Source organism: Pseudomonas sp. ATCC 13867 (genome assembly GCF_000349845.1).
Classification (GTDB): Bacteria; Pseudomonadota; Gammaproteobacteria; order Pseudomonadales; family Pseudomonadaceae; genus Pseudomonas.
The window spans coordinates 4,553,777-4,570,906 of record NC_020829.1 but is presented as its reverse complement, the minus strand read 5'-3'; the positions used below and the strand labels follow the sequence as shown (position 1 = coordinate 4,570,906).

16 protein-coding genes are annotated in these 17,130 nt (G+C 66.4%); 12 read left to right on the top strand and 4 right to left on the bottom strand.

Annotated features, from left to right (window positions below; translation table 11 throughout):
• The first annotated feature begins 22 nt into the window (after positions 1 to 22).
• Entirely contained in the window at positions 23 to 622 is a 600-nt protein-coding gene (locus H681_RS20455; protein WP_041712177.1) for a YceI family protein, read from the top strand.
• Positions 623 to 870: 248 nt separating this feature from the next.
• On the opposite strand, the gene H681_RS20450 is transcribed toward H681_RS20455, so the two are convergent.
• Positions 871 to 2,370: an MFS transporter gene (locus tag H681_RS20450; RefSeq protein ID WP_015478800.1), complete on the bottom strand. Its 1,500-nt coding sequence runs from the start codon at positions 2,368 to 2,370 to the stop codon at positions 871 to 873.
• Between the two features lie 109 nt (positions 2,371 to 2,479).
• Between H681_RS20450 and H681_RS20445 the strand changes: the two genes are divergently transcribed.
• The 8 genes from H681_RS20445 (at position 2,480) to H681_RS20410 (ending at position 9,176) form a co-directional block, all read left to right on the top strand.
• Positions 2,480 to 3,385, top strand: a complete 906-nt coding sequence (locus tag H681_RS20445; RefSeq protein ID WP_015478799.1) for a LysR family transcriptional regulator — start codon at positions 2,480 to 2,482, stop codon at positions 3,383 to 3,385.
• 111 nt (positions 3,386 to 3,496) lie between these two features.
• Complete coding sequence (locus tag H681_RS20440; protein ID WP_015478798.1) at positions 3,497 to 4,072, top strand: YceI family protein; 576 nt, start codon at positions 3,497 to 3,499, stop codon at positions 4,070 to 4,072.
• Positions 4,069 to 5,226: a phospholipase D-like domain-containing protein gene (locus tag H681_RS20435; RefSeq protein WP_015478797.1), complete on the top strand. Its 1,158-nt coding sequence runs from the start codon at positions 4,069 to 4,071 to the stop codon at positions 5,224 to 5,226. The genes H681_RS20440 and H681_RS20435 overlap by 4 nt, the downstream gene beginning before the upstream one ends.
• 44 nt (positions 5,227 to 5,270) lie before the next feature.
• Positions 5,271 to 6,554, top strand: coding sequence for an acyltransferase family protein (locus H681_RS20430; RefSeq protein ID WP_015478796.1), 1,284 nt, complete (start codon positions 5,271 to 5,273; stop codon positions 6,552 to 6,554).
• 203 nt (positions 6,555 to 6,757) lie between these two features.
• A complete protein-coding gene (locus H681_RS20425) occupies positions 6,758 to 7,345 on the top strand; it encodes a hypothetical protein (protein ID WP_041712723.1) in 588 nt (195 codons plus the stop codon).
• Between the two features lie 128 nt (positions 7,346 to 7,473).
• Complete coding sequence (locus H681_RS20420) at positions 7,474 to 8,052, top strand: DUF2846 domain-containing protein (RefSeq protein WP_015478794.1); 579 nt, start codon at positions 7,474 to 7,476, stop codon at positions 8,050 to 8,052.
• Between the two features lie 207 nt (positions 8,053 to 8,259).
• Positions 8,260 to 8,841 carry a DJ-1/PfpI family protein gene (locus tag H681_RS20415; protein WP_015478793.1) on the top strand — a complete coding sequence of 194 codons (582 nt, stop codon included), beginning with the start codon at positions 8,260 to 8,262 and terminating at the stop codon, positions 8,839 to 8,841.
• A gap of 32 nt (positions 8,842 to 8,873) precedes the next feature.
• Entirely contained in the window at positions 8,874 to 9,176 is a 303-nt protein-coding gene (locus H681_RS20410; RefSeq protein ID WP_015478792.1) for a ribbon-helix-helix domain-containing protein, read from the top strand.
• Positions 9,177 to 9,425: 249 nt separating this feature from the next.
• Here H681_RS20410 and H681_RS20405 read toward each other — a convergent pair whose 3' ends face one another.
• Complete coding sequence (locus H681_RS20405; RefSeq protein WP_015478791.1) at positions 9,426 to 10,949, bottom strand: fumarate hydratase; 1,524 nt, start codon at positions 10,947 to 10,949, stop codon at positions 9,426 to 9,428.
• A gap of 297 nt (positions 10,950 to 11,246) precedes the next feature.
• Between H681_RS20405 and H681_RS20400 the strand changes: the two genes are divergently transcribed.
• Genes H681_RS20400 through H681_RS20390 form a run of 3 tightly spaced genes read left to right on the top strand, consistent with a single transcriptional unit; the run spans position 11,247 to position 14,061 of the window.
• A complete protein-coding gene (locus H681_RS20400) occupies positions 11,247 to 12,308 on the top strand; it encodes a GGDEF domain-containing protein (protein WP_015478790.1) in 1,062 nt (353 codons plus the stop codon).
• Complete coding sequence (locus H681_RS20395) at positions 12,301 to 13,239, top strand: iron-sulfur-binding ferredoxin reductase (protein WP_015478789.1); 939 nt, start codon at positions 12,301 to 12,303, stop codon at positions 13,237 to 13,239. The genes H681_RS20400 and H681_RS20395 overlap by 8 nt, the downstream gene beginning before the upstream one ends.
• Positions 13,240 to 13,287: 48 nt before the next feature.
• Positions 13,288 to 14,061: an enoyl-CoA hydratase-related protein gene (locus H681_RS20390; protein ID WP_015478788.1), complete on the top strand. Its 774-nt coding sequence runs from the start codon at positions 13,288 to 13,290 to the stop codon at positions 14,059 to 14,061.
• 541 nt (positions 14,062 to 14,602) lie between these two features.
• On the opposite strand, the gene pyk is transcribed toward H681_RS20390, so the two are convergent.
• Positions 14,603 to 16,054, bottom strand: coding sequence for a pyruvate kinase (gene pyk, locus H681_RS20385; RefSeq protein ID WP_015478787.1), 1,452 nt, complete (start codon positions 16,052 to 16,054; stop codon positions 14,603 to 14,605).
• 91 nt (positions 16,055 to 16,145) lie between these two features.
• Entirely contained in the window at positions 16,146 to 17,054 is a 909-nt protein-coding gene (locus H681_RS20380; protein WP_015478786.1) for a universal stress protein, read from the bottom strand.
• Positions 17,055 to 17,130 lie beyond the last annotated feature (76 nt).

Sequence of the window (17,130 nt, the reverse complement as noted above, 5' to 3'; positions counted from 1 at the left end):
GGCGACCCGCTTCGGAGGACCAATGCATTCTTTTGTAACAGGAGCTGTGTGCGCATTGCTGGTATTGGCCAGCCCCCTGGCCCTGGCCGAATGGCAACTGGACGGCGACACCTCGCGGATCAGCTTCGTCTCGGTCAAGCGCGGCAAGATGGCGGAGGTGCAGCGTTTCGACCAACTCTCCGGGCAGATCGACGACAAGGGCGCAGTGCGCCTCGTGGTGCCGCTGGCCTCCATCGACAGCGGCCTGGCGCTGCGCGACGAGCGCATGCGCAATTCGTTCTTCGAGGTCGAGCGTTACCCGGAGGCGACCATCACCAGCCAGCTCGACCTGAGCCTGTACGACGACCTGCAGGTGGGCCAGTCGCGGCCGGAAACCATTGACTTCAACCTCGACCTGCACGGCCAGCAGCGCCGGTTGAAGTCCGAAGTACTGGTCAGCCGGCCGAGCGAGGGGCGCATCGAAGTGACGACGCTGGAGCCGCTGGTGCTCAAGCTGATCGACTTCGACCTAGAAGAGAAACTGGAGCCGCTCAAGTCCATCGCCAACGTTCCCTCGATCACTCCCGAGGTTCCGGTGTTCGCGGTGTTGGGTTTCCGGCAGGTGATCAAGCAGGCGCCGTGAGGCGGTGCTCTCGTGGGAGCGGACTTTGTCCGCGATTGGCCGCGAACCCACCCAACGCAGGTCCTGCCGGCTGATCGCGGACAAAGTTCGCTCCTCCAAAAGCCAGACGCGCCGCTACGGCTGAAATCCAACGGCAAACGCCGCGACCGTGGGCGCCTGGTGCTGTACCTGGAAGCCGAAGCCACAGCTGGCGGCGGTGAGGATGAGTGCGAACAGCAGGGCGGTCTTCATGGCGATGCTCCTGTGTTTCAGGGCCGGGCGACTTCCAGTCTACGCCCCGTGGCTCGGCGCGCGCCGAAGACCAGGAAACTGCCCGCCGCGAACAGCCAGGCGCTGATGCCGCCGTAGCCGAGTACCCAGCCGAAGCCCTGTATCAGTGCCGCGCGCGCAGCGGCGGGATCGACGCCGCCGAGCCGCCCGCTGGCGACGGTGGCGGCCTGTTGCAGGCGCTCGCCGTCTTGCCCATCCGGCAGTCCGGCGGCGATGCCCCAGAGCAAGATCAACCCCATCACCGCGATGTTGATCGCCAGGGAAATCATCCGCGCACTCATGTCGATGCCCGAGGCCATGCCGGCGCGGGTGGCGGGTACGGCGGCTGTGGAGGTGTTGGTCACCGTGGTGTTGGTCAGCCCCAGGCCGATGCCGGCCAGCACGCAGCCCGGCAGCAGGGTCAGCCAACTGGCGTGGTCCATGCTGCTGCCCCAGAGCATCAGGAAGAAGCCGGCGCCGATCACGAACATCCCGCCGGGGATCACCCAGCCGGGCTGGAAGCGATGCGCCAGGCGCTCGGCGAGCGGCGGCACCACCAGCGTCGGCAGGGTGTAGGCGAGCAGCGACCAGCCGGCCTTCACGTCGTCGTAGCCGAGCACGCCGTGGTAGTAGACCGGCAGGTAGATCATCAGCGGCCAGAAGCTCACGTTCATCCCAGCCGAGGCGAACATCGCGCCGGAGAATGAGCGGATGCGCAGCACCGAGAAGTCGAACATCGGGTGGGCGACGCGGCGCTCGATCAGGACGAAGGCCGCCAGGCTCGCAAGGCTGAGCAGCAGGATTGCCAGCGCCGCCGGGCTGGCGTAGCCCATGCCGGCGCCCTGGGTGATGTAGAACACCGTGCCGAGCACGGCCAGCGACAGCGTGAGCATGCCGCCGACATCCAGCCGCTCGGCATCCGGATCGCGCGACTCCACCGCGCCGTATTGCGCCAGCGCGAGGGTGAGCAGGGCGAGCGGCCCGTGGACCAGGAACACCCACTGCCAGCTGGCCAGGGCGACGATGGCGCTGCCGACGATCGGCCCGAAGCCCAGGCCGATGCCGAACACCACACCCCAGGCGGCGAAGGCGCGCACGCGCTCGGCCGGCTCGCTGAACTGGCTGGTCAGCACGGCCACCTGGCAGATCAGCATGACCCCGCCGGCGGCGCCCTGCAGGAAGCGCCCGGCGATCATGGTCGGCATGTTGCCCGCCAGCCCGCAGAGCAGCGAGGTCAGGCCGAACAGCGCCAGGCTGATGACGAACAGGCGCTTGCGGCCGAAGCGGTCGGCCAGGGTGCCGGCGGCCATCAGCACGCTGGTGACGGCGATGGTGTAGGCGTTCATCACCCATTGCAGGTCCTGGAAGTCGCCGTGCAGCACGCGCTCCAGGGCCGGCAGGCTGGCCGGCACGCTGGAGATTTCCAGGCCGAACATCATCGAGGATAGGCACACCGCCGCCAGGGCGATGAGGTTTCTGGGATTGCGGTGGGCAGTCATGGGAGTGGGCTCCGTAGGGCGAGCCACCATTGTCGAAAAGAACAAGGTTCCCCATTGGCTCCATTTCGTCCCATCATTGAGGCTCATAAGGATTCAAATGGGCAGGCAAATGGATGACCGACTCGATGGCATCGCCACCTTCGTCCAGGTGGTGGATGCCGGCAGCTTCGCCCTGGCGGCGGAGCGCCTGAACCTCACGCGCTCGGCAGTCGGCAAGGCCATCGCCCGGCTGGAGACGCGCCTGGGCGTACGCTTGCTGCAACGCACCACGCGCAGCCAGAACCTCACCGACGACGGCCAGGTGTTCTACGACAGCTGCGTGCGTGCGCTGGCCGAGCTGGACGCCGCGCACACCGCGCTGGAAGGCGGACGCATGGAGCCGCGTGGGCGCCTGCGGGTCAGCGTACCGATCTCCTTTGGCCACCTCTGCGTGGTGCCGCTGATGCTGGCGCTGGCGCGACAGTACCCGTCGCTGAAGATCGACCTGTCGTTCACCGACCGCCGTGTCGACCTGGTGGAGGAGGGTTTCGACCTCGCCGTACGCATCGGCCCGCTGGGCGACAGCGCCACGCTCGCCGCACGCAGGCTGGGCGTGCAGTACACCAGCATCGGCGCGGCGCCGTCGTACATCGCCGAGCACGGCATGCCGGAAGGCCTGGACGATCTCGCCGGCCACGCGGCCATCAGTTATTCCGTCGCCGGCGTCACCTCGCCCTGGGACCTGCGCGAGGATGACGGCCGGATGCAGCGCATCGACATCGACCCGCAGCTGAGCATGGACGACCTGCAGGCCATCACCGCCGCCGCCGTGGCCGGCTTCGGCCTGGCGCGCCTGCCGTCCTGGCTGCTGGCGCGGCATGTGAAGCTGGGCGAACTGGTGGTGGTGAAGGGCCGCTGCAACCTGCCGCCGCTGGAGATCCATGCGGTGTGGCCGAAGACCCGCTACATGCCGTCGAAGATCCGCTGCGCCATCGATGCGCTGGTGGCCGGGATTCCCGACCTGCTGGCCGACTGAACCATTGCCGCCGGCGCCTGCCCAACGACTCGCCAGTCGGCCGGTTTGCAAGCCGACGGCGGGCCGCTATCGTTGGCCGATGATCCATCCGTTTTCCATGTAAGGGATTTCATGCGCTCGCTGTTCGCCTTCCTCTTCGCGGCCTGCTTCGCCGCTTCCGCCCAAGCTGCCTGGTACCTCGACTACGAGTCCTCGCGGCTGACCTTCGTCACTACCAAGAACGCCGACATCGCCGAGGTGAACCGCTTCCTGGTGGTGCACGGCAAGGTGGAGGAACAGGGGCAGGTAGAGCTGCGTATCGAGATGGACTCGGTCAGCTCCGGCATTCCGCTGCGCGATGAACGCCTGCGCGACAAGCTGTTCGACACCGGGAAATTCCCCGAGGCGCGCATCACCTCGCGCATCGACCTGCGCCCGATCACCGAGCTGGCCAGCGGTGTGCAGCTGGAGACGCGCCTGCCGCTGCGCCTGGAGCTGAACGGCAGGGCCAAGGACTACCGCACCGACGTGCTGATCACCCGCCTGGACGAACATCGCTTCCAGGTCGTGACCCTCTCGCCGCTGGTGGTCAACGCCGCTGACTTCGGCCTCGCACCGGGCGTGGCGCAACTGCGCAAACTGGCCGGGCTGAAGAGCATCGGCCTGTCGGTGCCGGTGGGCGCCGTGCTGATCTTCGCGTCGCGGTGAGCGGACCGATCTTTCCCTGGCGAAGCGGCAACCGCTTCGCCCTGCTCTGCGATGGCGAGCGCTTCTTCCCGCGCATGCTCGCCGCCATCGACAGCGCCGAGCGCCAGGTCGAACTGGAGCTCTATCTGGTCGAAAGCGGCAGTTGCGCCGAGGCGTTGCTGGATCGCCTGCTGGCCGCCCTGGCGCGCGGGGTGCGGGTGCGCTGCCTGTTCGATGCCTTCGGCAGCCTGAAGCTCTCCAGCGCCTGGACGCGCCAGTTGCTGGAGGCGGGCGGCGAGCTGCGCCAGTACAACCCGTTGAGCTGGAAGGCCGGGCTGCGCAACCTGTACCGCGATCACCGCAAGCTGCTGCTGGTGGACGAGCGCATCGCCTATGTCGGCGGCACTGGCGCCACCGATGAGTTCTGGTCGGCGCGGGACAACCGCAGCGACTGGCATGAGGTGATGGTGGAAATGGCCGGCAGCATCGTCGCCGACTGGCAGCGCTTGTTCGAGCGCCAGTGGCAGGCGACCTTCGGTGTCCGCGCCTGGAAGCCCCGCGAGGAGGTACTGCTCACCCGCCTGCCGCCGCTGCCCAGCGCCGGCCAGGGCATGGCGCGAGTGGCCTACGCCGACGCCAGCCAGCACCGCGACATCCTGCAGTCGCTGGTCCGTTCGCTGCGTGGCGCGCACCAGCGTATCTGGCTGGCCACGCCGTATTTCCTGCCGACCTGGAAGGTCCGCCGCGCGCTGCGCAAGGCCGCCCTGCGTGGGGTCGACGTGCGCCTGCTGCTCACCGGCCGGCTCACCGACCACGCGCCGGTGCGCTACGCCGGCCAGCGCTACTACCCGCGCCTGTTGCGCGCGGGGGTGCGGATCTTCGAATACCAGCCACGATTCCTTCATCTGAAAATGGTACTGGTCGACGATTGGACCAGTGTCGGCTCCTGCAACTTCGATCATTGGAACCTTCGCTTCAATCTGGAGGCCAATGTAGAAGCGTTCGATCCGCAGTTCACTGCGGCGGTCGCCGAGTGCCTGGGCGCGGACTTCGAGCAAAGCCGCGAGATAGACCTCGGTTGCTGGCATGCCCGACCCTGGTGGAAGCGCCTGCGCGAACGGTTATGGGGTTCCCTGGATCGGCTGGCGGTGAATTTTCTCGACCGCCGGCGCTGAACCGCTGGAACGCCCGAACCGATGTTTCGAAGAGGAGAGCGGTGTTGAGTACGAGTCAGAAGGAACGTTTCATCGGCCTGGAGTGGCTGCGCTTCCTGCTGGGACTTTACGTAGTGGTCTACCACACCCTGCACAGCTATCCGGCGGAGCAGAAGTTCGCAGGTCTCGACGATCTGACCAGCCTGGGCTTCTTCGCCACCAGCACCTTTTTCGTGCTGTCGGGGTTCCTGCTCTGCCACGTCTACGTCAGCGACGGGCAACTGCGCGAGAGCCCGCGCAGCTTCTTCACCAAGCGGCTGTCCAACCTCTACCCGCTGCATATCTTCTCGATCCTGCTGACCATCGTCGTGCTGCTGGCGGTCAGTGGGCTGGGGATAGGCCCGGACCTGAACCAGGTCACGCCGCGCTTCGTCATCTATGACACCAACGAGGTGATCGGGCGGCTTCAGCCGCAACTCTTCCACCACTGGATGAGCGACCGCGAGCTGCTGTTCAACAGCATCCTGCAACTCACCATGATGCAGGCGTGGAACCCGTATTACCTGACCTTCAACGCGCCGCTCTGGTCGCTGTCGACGCTGTTCTTCTTCTACCTCTGCTTCCCCTATGTCGCTCCGCGCCTGGCGCGGGTGCAGAACAAGTGGCGCTGGTTGCTGGCGCTGTGGATTCTTTACCTGATCCCGCCGCTGCTGGTGGTCGCCAGTGAGCAGTACGGCATGCCCTGGACCGGATTGCTGCACCGCAACCCGCTACTGCGCCTGCCGGAATTCCTCGGCGGTATCCTCGCCTATGGGCTGTTCCGCGAATACAAGGACGCCGGCCGCCTGCCGGGGCGTGGGATGCTGGTGGCGATGGGCGGCTTCGTACTGACGAGCTTCCTCGTCGCCGATTACCTCTACACCCACGGCGCGAAGTACTGGTACTTCCTGCTGCACAACGGCCTGCTGCTGCCGGCGCAACTGATGCTGGTCGCGATGTGTGCGTTGCCGAAGGACCCACAGAGCAGCCTGATTCGCCACTGGTCGCCGCGCCTGGGGGCGGCGTCGCTGTCGTTGTTCGCCCTGCACGTGCCGCTGTTCACCCTGTTCTCGCGGACCGAGAAGCTGATCCGCGCGCCGGGAGATTGCCTGGCCGACTGGGCCTTCTGCGTCGACGAGGCGACCCGCCAGCCGCTGTCGCTGTGGCTGTACCCGCTGTTCCTGCTGTTCATGGTGATCAGCTGTGTGCTGGTGCAGGAGCGCTGCGTGGTGCCGGTGCGCAAGTGGCTGGTGCGGCACCTGTTGCCCGCACCGCCGAGCACGCGGCGGCGGGTGGTTACCGAGTCGTAATCCCCGGTCCGGGCTGTTCGCGAGCAAGGACTGGGCGTCTCCCTCGGCCCTGCAGGTTCAGGTCGCGCTGTTCGCAGGTGCGAGCGTGCTCGCGAACCGGATGGCATGCCGGGCTTCGCCAACTCTGCCAACTTGCGTTGCCCGTGCTAGGTTTTCCGCAGCGCCGCCGCTGCGGCCCTTCGCGGACGAAGATCACCATGCCCATCGAGTTCCGCCTGCTCCGTGGCGAGGCCATCCGCCCCTTCATCGATGATCTGGCGCGCCTGCGGATCATCGTGTTCCGCGAGTTCCCCTATCTCTACGACAGCAGTCCCGAGAGCGAGACCCATTACCTCGATGCCTGCGTACGCTCGGCCTGGAGCCTGTGCGTGCTGGCGCTCGACGAGGGGCGGGTGGTCGGCGCCGCCACCGGCCTGCCGTTACAGGACGAGGCCGAAGACGTTCAGCGACTCTTCCTCGAACAGGGCTGGAACCCCGAACGCATTTTCTGTTTCGGCGAGTCGGTCCTGTTACCGGCCTACCGCAGCGGCGAGCTGGACCTGCGCTTCTTCGACGAACGCGAGCGTTATGCGCGTGGGCTGCAACGCTTCGACTGGTGCGCCTTTTGCGCACTGCGGCGCTCGCTGGCGCATCCGGCGCGCCCCGCCGGCTACCGGACACCGGACGAGTTCTGGTTGCAGCGCGGTTTCACTCCCCACCCGGCCTTGCGCACCGAGTACCACTGGCGGGACATCGGCGAGGCGTTCGAAAGCGCCAAACCCATGTCCTTCTGGCTCAAGGAACTGAGCTGATGCTCCGCATTGCCGCCGGCCGGTGACATGGAGCATGGCGACTCCGAGTGCTCGACCCGGACTTTCGACGGGTGGCAAGGCGGGGCGCGGTAGTTATGCTCCGGGCATAACTCTAAGAGGGACATTCCATGCTCCGACTGGCTCTGTGCGCCTTCCTCCTGCTGCTGGCCGGCTGCAGTACGCCCGGCGCGTTCTTCGGCGCGCTCGACGGCCCGATGTTCAGCGCGCAGCCGGGCGATCCGCAGCAGGCGACGGTGTACATCTATCGACCGCAGAACCAGTGGTCCGACGAGGAGCTGGAAGCGCCGGGGCTGTTCCTCAACAACGTGCTGATCGGCAGCCTGCCGAGCAACGGCTATTTCGCCATGACCTTCGCGCCGGGCAGCTACCAGTTGCAGATGCGCCGTCCGCTCCTGGGCAGCTTCTGGACCTTCTTCGCCGGCGGCACCCTGGACTTCACCCTGATCTCCGGCTTCGGCCTGGAGGCCAAGGCGGGCGAGGTCTACTACCTGCGCTACGACGAAACCCACACGCCGCCCAAATTCCAGCACAACGCGGGGGAGGGGGCCGGCCCGCTGAACCTGGTGGGCAGCGAACTCGGCTCGCGGGAAATTCCCGCCACGCGTCAGGTACAGGAGCCGGTGAGCATCGCCGCCAGCGGCCGGGAAGTTCGCAAGCCGGGCTTCTTCGAACGCATCGGCCTATGAGCGGAAACCCTGTCCGGAGTTATGAGTTCACCTCATAACTCCTTGAGTTTTTATGGTTACCGGGCCGTTCGTGCCCGGTGCTAAAAACGTCGCAAAGCAAGCCCGGTTGCGGTGTAGTAGCGGCGTATTACCCGCTGCCCGCGCGACTGGCTAAGCTCTCCCGCATGCCCGGCCACCACGGCCGGGCCCTGCCGGGAGACGCCCACGATGGCCGCGAAGAAGATCCTGATGCTGGTCGGCGACTACGCCGAAGACTACGAAACGATGGTGCCATTCCAGGCACTGCTGATGGTCGGGCACACCGTCCACGCCGTCTGCCCGGACAAGAAGGCCGGCCAGAGCATCCGCACCGCCGTCCACGATTTCGAAGGCGACCAGACCTACAGTGAGAAGCCCGGCCACAACTTCGCCCTCAATGCCGACTTCGCCGATGTGCGCGCCGAAGACTACGACGCGCTGCTGATCCCCGGCGGCCGCGCCCCGGAATACCTGCGCCTGAACGCCAGGGTGATCGAGCTGGTGAAGGCCTTCGACGCCGCGAAGAAACCCATCGCCGCCGTCTGCCACGGCGCCCAGCTGCTGGCTGCTGCCGGCGTGCTCAAGGGCCGCGCCTGCAGCGCCTACCCGGCCTGCGGTCCGGAAGTGACGCTGGCCGGCGGCGAGTACGTGGACATTCCCGTGGATGCCGCCCATGTCGACGGCAACCTGGTCACCGCCCCGGCCTGGCCGGCGCACCCGGCGTGGTTGGCGAAGTTCCTCGACGTGCTGGGTACCAGGATCAGCCTGTAGACTGGCCGACATCGAAGCTGGAGCAGCCGTTCATGTGCGAACTCTATGTCAAGGCCGACCCGATTCTCTACGAGTCGCGCTCGCGCTCGCTGCGCATCCGTGGCGTGGTCACCACGTTGCGCCTGGAGAACCAGTTCTGGGACATCCTGCGCGAGATCGCCGAGGTGGACGGCATGACCACCAACCAGCTGATCGCCAAGCTCTACGACGAGGTGATGGACTTCCGCGGGGAGGTGGTGAACTTCGCGTCCTTCCTGCGGGTGAGCTGCACACGCTTCCTCGCTCAGCGACGGGACAACGTGGTGGAGCTGAATCGGGTACCGCGTAGCGCGTGATGCACGCGGTCTGCTTTTCGTAGGACCGAGGGGGACGCCCAGTCCTTGCTCGCGAACAGGTTTCCCGGCGGCACCAGCGCCGTGCGGTTCGCGAGCAAGCTCGCTCCTACAGGGAAACACCGTTGCTGCCGGCTGTTGTAGGAGTGGATTTATCCGCGATCGGCAGCCACAGGTCGATGCCACAAAAATTCCACGCATGAAAAAGCCCGGCACTTGGCCAGGCTTTTTCAGGGAGCGGTCATGCAGTGATCACTGCACTTCCACCGCCAGGTTCTCGGCGATCTTCTTCTGCCAGATGGCCGGGCCGGTGATGTGCACCGACTCGCCATTGGTGTCGACCGCAACGGTCACCGGCATGTCTTTGACTTCGAACTCGTAGATCGCTTCCATGCCCAGTTCGGCGAAGGCCAGGACCTTGGACTTCTTGATCGCCTGGGCGACCAGGTAGGCGGCGCCGCCCACGGCCATCAGGTAGACGGCCTTGTTGTCCTTGATCGCCTCGATGGCGATCGGGCCGCGCTCGGACTTGCCGATCATGCCCAGCAGGCCGGTCTGCTCGAGGATCTGGCGGGTGAACTTGTCCATGCGGGTCGCGGTGGTCGGGCCAGCCGGGCCAACCACTTCGTCGCCCACCGGATCGACCGGGCCGACGTAGTAGATGAAGCGGCCTTTCAGGTCCACCGGCAGCTCTTCGCCCTTGTTCAGCATGTCGACCATGCGCTTGTGCGCGGCGTCGCGGCCGGTGAGCATCTTGCCGTTGAGCAGGATGGTCTCGCCCGGCTTCCAGCTCTGCACTTCTTCCGGGGTGATGCTGTCCAGGTTGACGCGGCGCGCGGACGGGCCGGCTTCCCAGACGATTTCCGGGTAGGCGTCCAGGGACGGCGCTTCCAGTTCGGCCGGGCCCGAGCCGTCGAGCACGAAGTGCGCGTGACGGGTGGCGGCGCAGTTGGGGATCATGCACACCGGCAGCGAGGCGGCGTGGGTCGGGTAGTCCATGATCTTCACGTCGAGCACGGTGGTCAGGCCGCCCAGGCCCTGGGCACCGATGCCCAGCTGGTTGACCTTCTCGAACAGCTCGAGGCGCATTTCCTCGATGCGGTTCTGCGGGCCGCGGGCCTTCAGCTCGTGAATGTCGATCTCGTCCATCAGGACTTCCTTCGCCATCACCGCGGCCTTCTCGGCGGTACCGCCGATGCCGATGCCGAGCATGCCCGGCGGGCACCAGCCGGCGCCCATGGTCGGAACGGTCTTCAGCACCCAGTCGACGATCGAGTCGGACGGGTTGAGCATGGCCATCTTCGACTTGTTCTCGGAGCCGCCGCCCTTGGCTGCGACGTCCACTTCCACGGTGTTGCCCGGGACGATGGAGTAGTGGATCACCGCCGGGGTGTTGTCCTTGGTGTTCTTACGCGCGCCGGCCGGGTCGGCCAGGATGGAGGCGCGCAGGACGTTCTCCGGCAGGTTGTAGGCGCGACGCACGCCTTCGTTGATCATGTCGTCGACGCTCATGGTGGCGCCGGCCCAGCTCACGTCCATGCCGACGCGGACGAACACGGTGACGATACCGGTGTCCTGGCAGATCGGGCGGTGGCCGGTGGCGCACATGCGCGAGTTGATCAGGATCTGCGCCATCGAGTCCCGGGCAGCCGGCGATTCTTCGCGCAGGTAGGCCTCATGCATGGCCTGGATGAAGTCAACCGGGTGGTAGTAGGAGATGAACTGCAGGGCATCGGCGACGCTCTGGATCAGGTCGTCTTGCTTGATCACGGCCATGGAGCACGGTCCTCTTCAGGCGGGAAAGTCAGGCGCAAGGCCTGTTACTTCGGGAGTACGCCGGCACGGTTCCGGCGAAAAAAGGCGCCGTAGTATACCGCTGCGGCCGCTTGCCGCGCACGCGCCAGTGATCCGACCTTGGTCCCAGATGGCCTGTCATCGCCCACATTCCGGTCGGCTAGGCATTCAGGCGCTTTGCTAGTAAATTGTAGGCCATGTGCCATTACGGGACGGAGCCCCATGAGCACACTGCTGAAACAGCGCGCCTTACAAAAACTACTCATCAGGCGATTCGGCATGGCCGTCGGGACTTATGCGCTGGCGCTGCTATTGCTGTGGATGGCTGTGTTCGGCGAGTTCTTCCGGGGCACCGTCGCCTTCGCGCTGGGTGCCACGCTGTGGGTGGCGGGGAGCCAGCTGGTGCTTTTCTGGCTATTCCTCAGCGGACGCAACCGGCGCTTCTCCGACCCCAGCCTGACCGAACCTCAGGTGCTGGTGGCGATTTTCTGGCACACCCTGTTCCTCGCCAATGTCGATACCGCGCGGGGCACCCTGATGGTGTTCTACGTGCTGATCCTGCTGTTCGGCGTATTCCAGTTGCAGCCCAGGGTGTTCGCACGTTGCGCGGCGCTGGCGTTCATTGCCTTCGCCGGCCTGAACCTGTGGGAAGCCTTCGGGCAGCGCCTCGCACTGCCCGCCCAGGCGGTCCTGCAACTGCTGGTGCTGTTCATCGTGCTGGCCTGGCTCAGCCTGTTCGCCGGCTATGTCCAGGCGCTGCGTCAACGCATGCGCCAGCGCCGCTACGCGTTGCAGGCGCACCAGGACACCCTGCGCGGGATGATGCGCCAACTGGAAGACCTGGTGGCCACCGACGAGCTGACCGGCCTGTACAATCGCCGCCACTTCCTGCGCCTGGCCGGCCGCGCGCTGGACGGCATGCGCGCCAGCCAGCGCCACGGCCTGGCGCTGATCGACCTGGACCACTTCAAGCGCATCAACGACATCCACGGCCATGCCGCCGGTGACCGCGTGCTGCAGACCTTCGCCGCGGTGGCGCGGGCCTGCCTGCGCGAGGGCGACATCCTGGCGCGCTACGGCGGCGAGGAGTTCGTCCTGCTGCTGCCCAACGCCGATGCCGACCGCCTGACCTCCTGTTGCGAGCGGCTGCGCACGGCCTATGCCGCCGCCGAACCGGTGGGGGTGAACATCGAAGTGCTGAGCCTGTCGGTGGGGATGACCCTGCTGGAGCCCAGCGACGATCTCGACGAGGCCTTGCAACGGGCCGACCAGGCGCTCTACCGTGCGAAACGCAGCGGACGTAACCGCTGCGATGCCGCATGGGAGTGGATGCGTGCCTGAACTCCAGGCCGGAGCGCAACGCTGGACGGTGCAACCCGGTGTCAATCTGCTGGATGCCTTGCGTGAAGCGGGCGTCGCCGTGCCGTACAGCTGCCGTGCGGGGAGCTGCCATGCCTGCCTGGTGCGCTGCAGCCGGGGCGAGGTGCTCGACGCGCAGCCCGAGGCGCTGGATGCCGCGCGGCGCGATGAAGGCTGGCGGCTGTCGTGCCAGTGCCGGGTCATCGAAGACCTGGCCGTGGAGGTCTTCGATCCGCAGCGCGACGGCTTGCCCGCCAGCGTCGCCGAGCTGGACTGGCCGGCGCCGGACGTGCTGCGTCTTCGCCTCACTCCACAACGTCCGCTGCGCTACCGCGCCGGGCAACACCTGGTCCTCTGGAGCGCCGAAGGCGTGGCGCGGCCGTATTCGCTGGCCAGCCTGCCGGGCGTCGATCCCTGGCTGGAGTTTCACATCGATTGCCGCCTGCCCGGCGCATTCAGCGACTTCGCCCGCCGGCTGAAGGCGGGCGACAGCGTGCGCCTGGGCGAACTGCGCGGCGGCGCCTTGCACTATGACCCGGAATGGCACGAGCAGCCGCTGTTGCTGATGGCCTCCGGTACCGGCCTCGCGCCGCTCTGGGGTGTGCTGCGCGAGGCGCTGCGCCAGCATCATGCCGGGCCCATCCGGATCATTCACCAGGCCCATGACAGCGCCGGCCACTACCTCGCCGAACCGCTGCGCGCGCTTGCCACGGCGCGCCCGGCGCTGGAGGTCACGCTGATGACTGCGGCCGAGTCGGCCGAAGTTTTGGCGCAACTCCAGCTTGTTTCGCGGCGAACCCTCGCCTTACTCTGCGGCCATCCCGATAGCGTCGATGCCTTCGCGCGCCGCCTCTACCTTTGCGGCGTACCGCGTGGCCAGACGCTGGCCGACCTGTTCCTGCCCCACGCCTGAAGCGGGCGCGCGGCCCCAATAGAAAAAGTCCAATAACAAGGAATTGCCATGAGCGAACAGATTCTCGTCGAGCGCGAGCAAGGCTTGCTGACCTTGCGCCTGAACCGTCCGGACAAGATGAATGCGCTGACCCGCACCATGTATTCCGCCCTGGCCGAAGCCCTGGAGGCGGCGCAGGCGGACCGTTCCGTGCGCGTGGTACTGATCACCGGCGGCGCCGAGTGCTTCACCAGTGGCAACGATATCGTCGATTTCCTCCAGCAGCCGCCCAGCGGCCCGGACAGTCCGGTGTTCCGCTTCATGCGCGCGCTGATGGACTTCACCAAGCCGGTGGTCGCGGCGGTGGCCGGCCCCGCCGTGGGCATCGGCACCACCCTGCTGCTGCACTGCGACCAGGTCTTCGTCGCCCAGGGCAGCAAGTTCAAGATGCCCTTCGTCAATCTTGGCCTGTGCCCGGAGTTCGGCTCCAGCTTCCTGGTGCCGCGTCTGGTCGGCCCGGTGAAGGCCGCCAGCCTGCTGATGCGCGGCGAAGGTTTCAGCGGTGAGCAGGCGGTGGCATTCGGCATCGCCAACGAAGCGCTGGCCGACGGCGCCGCCGCCATCGAGCGTGCCCGCGAGGTTTGCCAGGCGTTGCAGCAACTGCCGCCGGCGGCGGTGGTGCTGAGCAAGCGTCTGCTCAAGGCGCCGTACATCGAGGAATTGCGCCGGGTGGTGGTGGAGGAGGGGCAACTCTTCGTCGAGCGCCTGCACTCGCCGGAAGCCCAGGAGGCGCTGAGCGCCTTCACCCAGCGCCGCCAGCCGGATTTTTCGAAGTTCCTGTAAGGGCCCCGCCCTGATGAGGCCCTTGTAGGACCGAGGGGGACCCCCAGTCCTTGCTCGCGAACTGTCCGGCGCTTGTGTCGCCGGGAAGTCCGTTCGCGAGCAAGCTCGCTCCTACGGTGCTGTGGCGCGCATAGCATCTACGTCGGACATGTTGCCCACACAATCTGTGGAATGCACTGTGGATAAGCTCTGGGGCAACCCGGCGAACCCACGTCAGCCGTGACCTGCAGGGGATTGAGCGGTATTTGAGCGACGTCCGGCAGGTTGCCCACATAAGGTGTGGAAGGCGTTGTGGATAAGCTCTGGTGCAACCGCTGCAGCCCCGACTCCACGCGGCTTGAAGCAGATTGAGCAAGAATTGAGCTGCCAGTGGGCATCTGGCGAGCGGCTCTTTGTAGGAGCGAGCTTGCTCGCGAACAGCCCAGCCATAGAATCTCCGGCGAGCCCGGTTCGCGAGCAAGCTCGCTCCTACAGTCCCGTGGATCTGCGCTATGGACATGAAAAAGCCGCCCCGAGGGGCGGCTTCTTGTATTGGCCGAGATCAGACCAGCAGGTCACCCACGTGCAACACCTTCATGGTGTTGGTGCCGCCCTGGGCGGTGTAGCTGTCGCCCTTGGTCAGGATCACCCAGTCACCCTTGGTCACCACGCCACGCTGCAGCAGCGCGTCGACGGCTTCCTGGCTGACACGTTCCGGCGGCAGGGCGGCCGGGTCGAAGGGGATGGTTTCCACGCCACGGAACAGCGCCACGCGGGCCTGGGTCTCGCGGTGCGGGGAGTAGGCGAAGATCGGTACCGAGGAGCGGATGCGCGACATGATCAGCGGGGTGTAACCGCTTTCGGTCAGGCAGATGATCGCCTTGATGCCCGGGAAGTGGTTGGCGGTGTACATGGCCGCCAGGGCGATGCTTTCGTCGCAGCGCTCGAAGGTCTGGCCGATACGGTGGCTGGACTTCTTGGTGGTCGGGTGCTTCTCGGCGCCGGCGCAGATGCGCGCCATCGCCTTGACCGCTTCCACCGGGTATTCGCCGGCGGCGGATTCGGCCGAGAGCATCACTGCGTCGGTGTAGTCGAGCACGGCGTTGGCTACGTCGGAGACTTCCGCGCGGGTCGGCATCGGGTTGTGGATCATCGACTCCATCATCTGGGTCGCGGTGATCACCGCCTTGTTGTAGCGGCGCGCGTGCAGAATGATCTTCTTCTGGATGCCCACCAGTTCGGCATCGCCGATTTCCACGCCGAGGTCGCCACGGGCCACCATCACCGCGTCGCTGGCGCGGATCAGGCCGTCCAGGGCTTCGTCGTCGGCCACGGCTTCGGCGCGCTCGATCTTGGCCACCAGCCAGGCGCTGCCGCCGGCTTCGGTGAGCAGGCGACGGGCGTATTCCATGTCCTTGGCGTCACGCGGGAAGGACACGGCGACATAATCCAGGTCCATGCTCGCGGCCAGCTTGATGTCGGCCTTGTCCTTCTCGGTCAGGGCCGGAGCGGTGAGGCCGCCGCCACGGCGGTTGATGCCCTTGTGGTCGGACAGCGGGCCGCCGATCAGTACTTCGCAGACCAGTTCGTCGGCTTTCACTTCCTTCACGACCATGACCACACGGCCGTCGTCCAGCAGCAGCTCGTCGCCGATGCCGCAATCCTTGACCAGGTCCGGGTAGTCGATGCCGACGACTTGCTGGTTGCCGTCGGTGCGCGGGTGGCTGGTGGAGAAGCGGAAGGTGTCGCCGACCGCCAGTTCGATGCGCTTGTTGGCGAACTTGGCGATGCGGATCTTCGGACCCTGCAGGTCGCCCAGCAGCGCTACGAAGCGGCCGTGCTTGGCGGCGATGTCGCGCACCAGTTGGGCGCGGGCGCGGTGTTCGTCGGGAGTACCGTGGGAGAAGTTCAGGCGGGCGACGTCGATCCCGGCGAGGATCAGCTGTTCCAGCACTTCGGGAGAGTTGCTGGCTGGGCCGAGGGTGGCGACGATCTTGGTGCGGCGAAGGGACATGCGGGACTCCTAGGGGAAAGCAAGCAGCGGTCAGGCTGCCCCTGGATCCTGAGCCGGCTCTGGGGCAGCCAGGGCGCCATCTTACTCTGTTTCAGGTGACAGGTCTGATCACCAGCAGATCGCATTCCACTTCTTCGAGCACCCGTTCGGCGGTCTGGCCGATCAGCGCGTTGTCGAACTGTCCACGGGCGACCGCGCCCATCAGCAGCAGGTCGATGCCGTTGTCGCGCACATAGGCGGGAATCACTTCCTCGGCGAAGCCCTGGCCGAGCCGAGTGCGGGTCCGGTCGATGGCCGGGTACTGTGCCAGCAGGGCATCGAAGGCTTCACGGTGGTGGGTTTCGGTGCGCCGTACATAGTTGTCATAGTCGGCCAGCAGCTCGGCGTTGAACGCCAGGGTGTGCGGCAGCGCGACGTAGGCGTGCAGGTAGTGCGCCTGGAGTTTCAGGCGTTGTTCGAACTCGCGGGCCACGCCGATCAGGCGGTGGTCCAGCGCCGCCGGCTTGTCGCTGGCGTGCAGCGGGTCGAGTGCCGCGCACAGGCGTTCGCCGCGCCATTGGCCGTGCTGCACCAGCCATAGCGGCTGCGGGCAATGGCGGATCAGTTGCCAGTCATGATTGGTCAGCACCAGGCGTCTGAGCAGGCTGTGGTGGTGGGCCGACTTGAGTACCAGGTCGGGCTGGCTCTGTTCGCAGTGCAGGACGATCTGCCGATGCAGTGGTTTGCCCCAGCGTACCTGGCATTTCACTTCGAGGCCGGCCTGGCGCAGCGGGGCGGCGAGTTTTTCCAGCCAGGCGAGGCGTTCGTCGAGCAGGCTCTGCCGGCCCCGCTCGAGATCGCTCTGCTCCAGCAGCAGGGTATTGTCCAGGGCGGGATTGAACTCGCAGGCCAGCAGCTCCAGGCGGGCGCCGCTGCGTTCGGCGATCCACTGGGCGCGGGCGAGCGCGGGCTGGTCCTCGCGGGTGGGGTCGATGATGACGAGCAGGTGCTTCAGGTTCATGGCGGCGTCCTCGCGCGGTCTGCGCTCATTGCAGTGCAAGCGTAGACACTGCCGCTTGACCTGTGTCAGCGGCGTG

Coding starts and splice junctions, on each gene's coding strand:
- H681_RS20455 (WP_041712177.1), top strand. CDS start 23: ATGCATTCTTTTGTAACAGGAGCTGTGTGCGCATTGCTGGTATTGGCC.
- H681_RS20450 (WP_015478800.1), bottom strand. CDS start 2,370: ATGACTGCCCACCGCAATCCCAGAAACCTCATCGCCCTGGCGGCGGTG.
- H681_RS20445 (WP_015478799.1), top strand. CDS start 2,480: ATGGATGACCGACTCGATGGCATCGCCACCTTCGTCCAGGTGGTGGAT.
- H681_RS20440 (WP_015478798.1), top strand. CDS start 3,497: ATGCGCTCGCTGTTCGCCTTCCTCTTCGCGGCCTGCTTCGCCGCTTCC.
- H681_RS20420 (WP_015478794.1), top strand. CDS start 7,474: ATGCTCCGACTGGCTCTGTGCGCCTTCCTCCTGCTGCTGGCCGGCTGC.
- H681_RS20415 (WP_015478793.1), top strand. CDS start 8,260: ATGGCCGCGAAGAAGATCCTGATGCTGGTCGGCGACTACGCCGAAGAC.
- H681_RS20410 (WP_015478792.1), top strand. CDS start 8,874: ATGTGCGAACTCTATGTCAAGGCCGACCCGATTCTCTACGAGTCGCGC.
- H681_RS20405 (WP_015478791.1), bottom strand. CDS start 10,949: ATGGCCGTGATCAAGCAAGACGACCTGATCCAGAGCGTCGCCGATGCC.
- H681_RS20400 (WP_015478790.1), top strand. CDS start 11,247: ATGGCCGTCGGGACTTATGCGCTGGCGCTGCTATTGCTGTGGATGGCT.
- H681_RS20390 (WP_015478788.1), top strand. CDS start 13,288: ATGAGCGAACAGATTCTCGTCGAGCGCGAGCAAGGCTTGCTGACCTTG.
- pyk (WP_015478787.1), bottom strand. CDS start 16,054: ATGTCCCTTCGCCGCACCAAGATCGTCGCCACCCTCGGCCCAGCCAGC.
- H681_RS20380 (WP_015478786.1), bottom strand. CDS start 17,054: ATGAACCTGAAGCACCTGCTCGTCATCATCGACCCCACCCGCGAGGAC.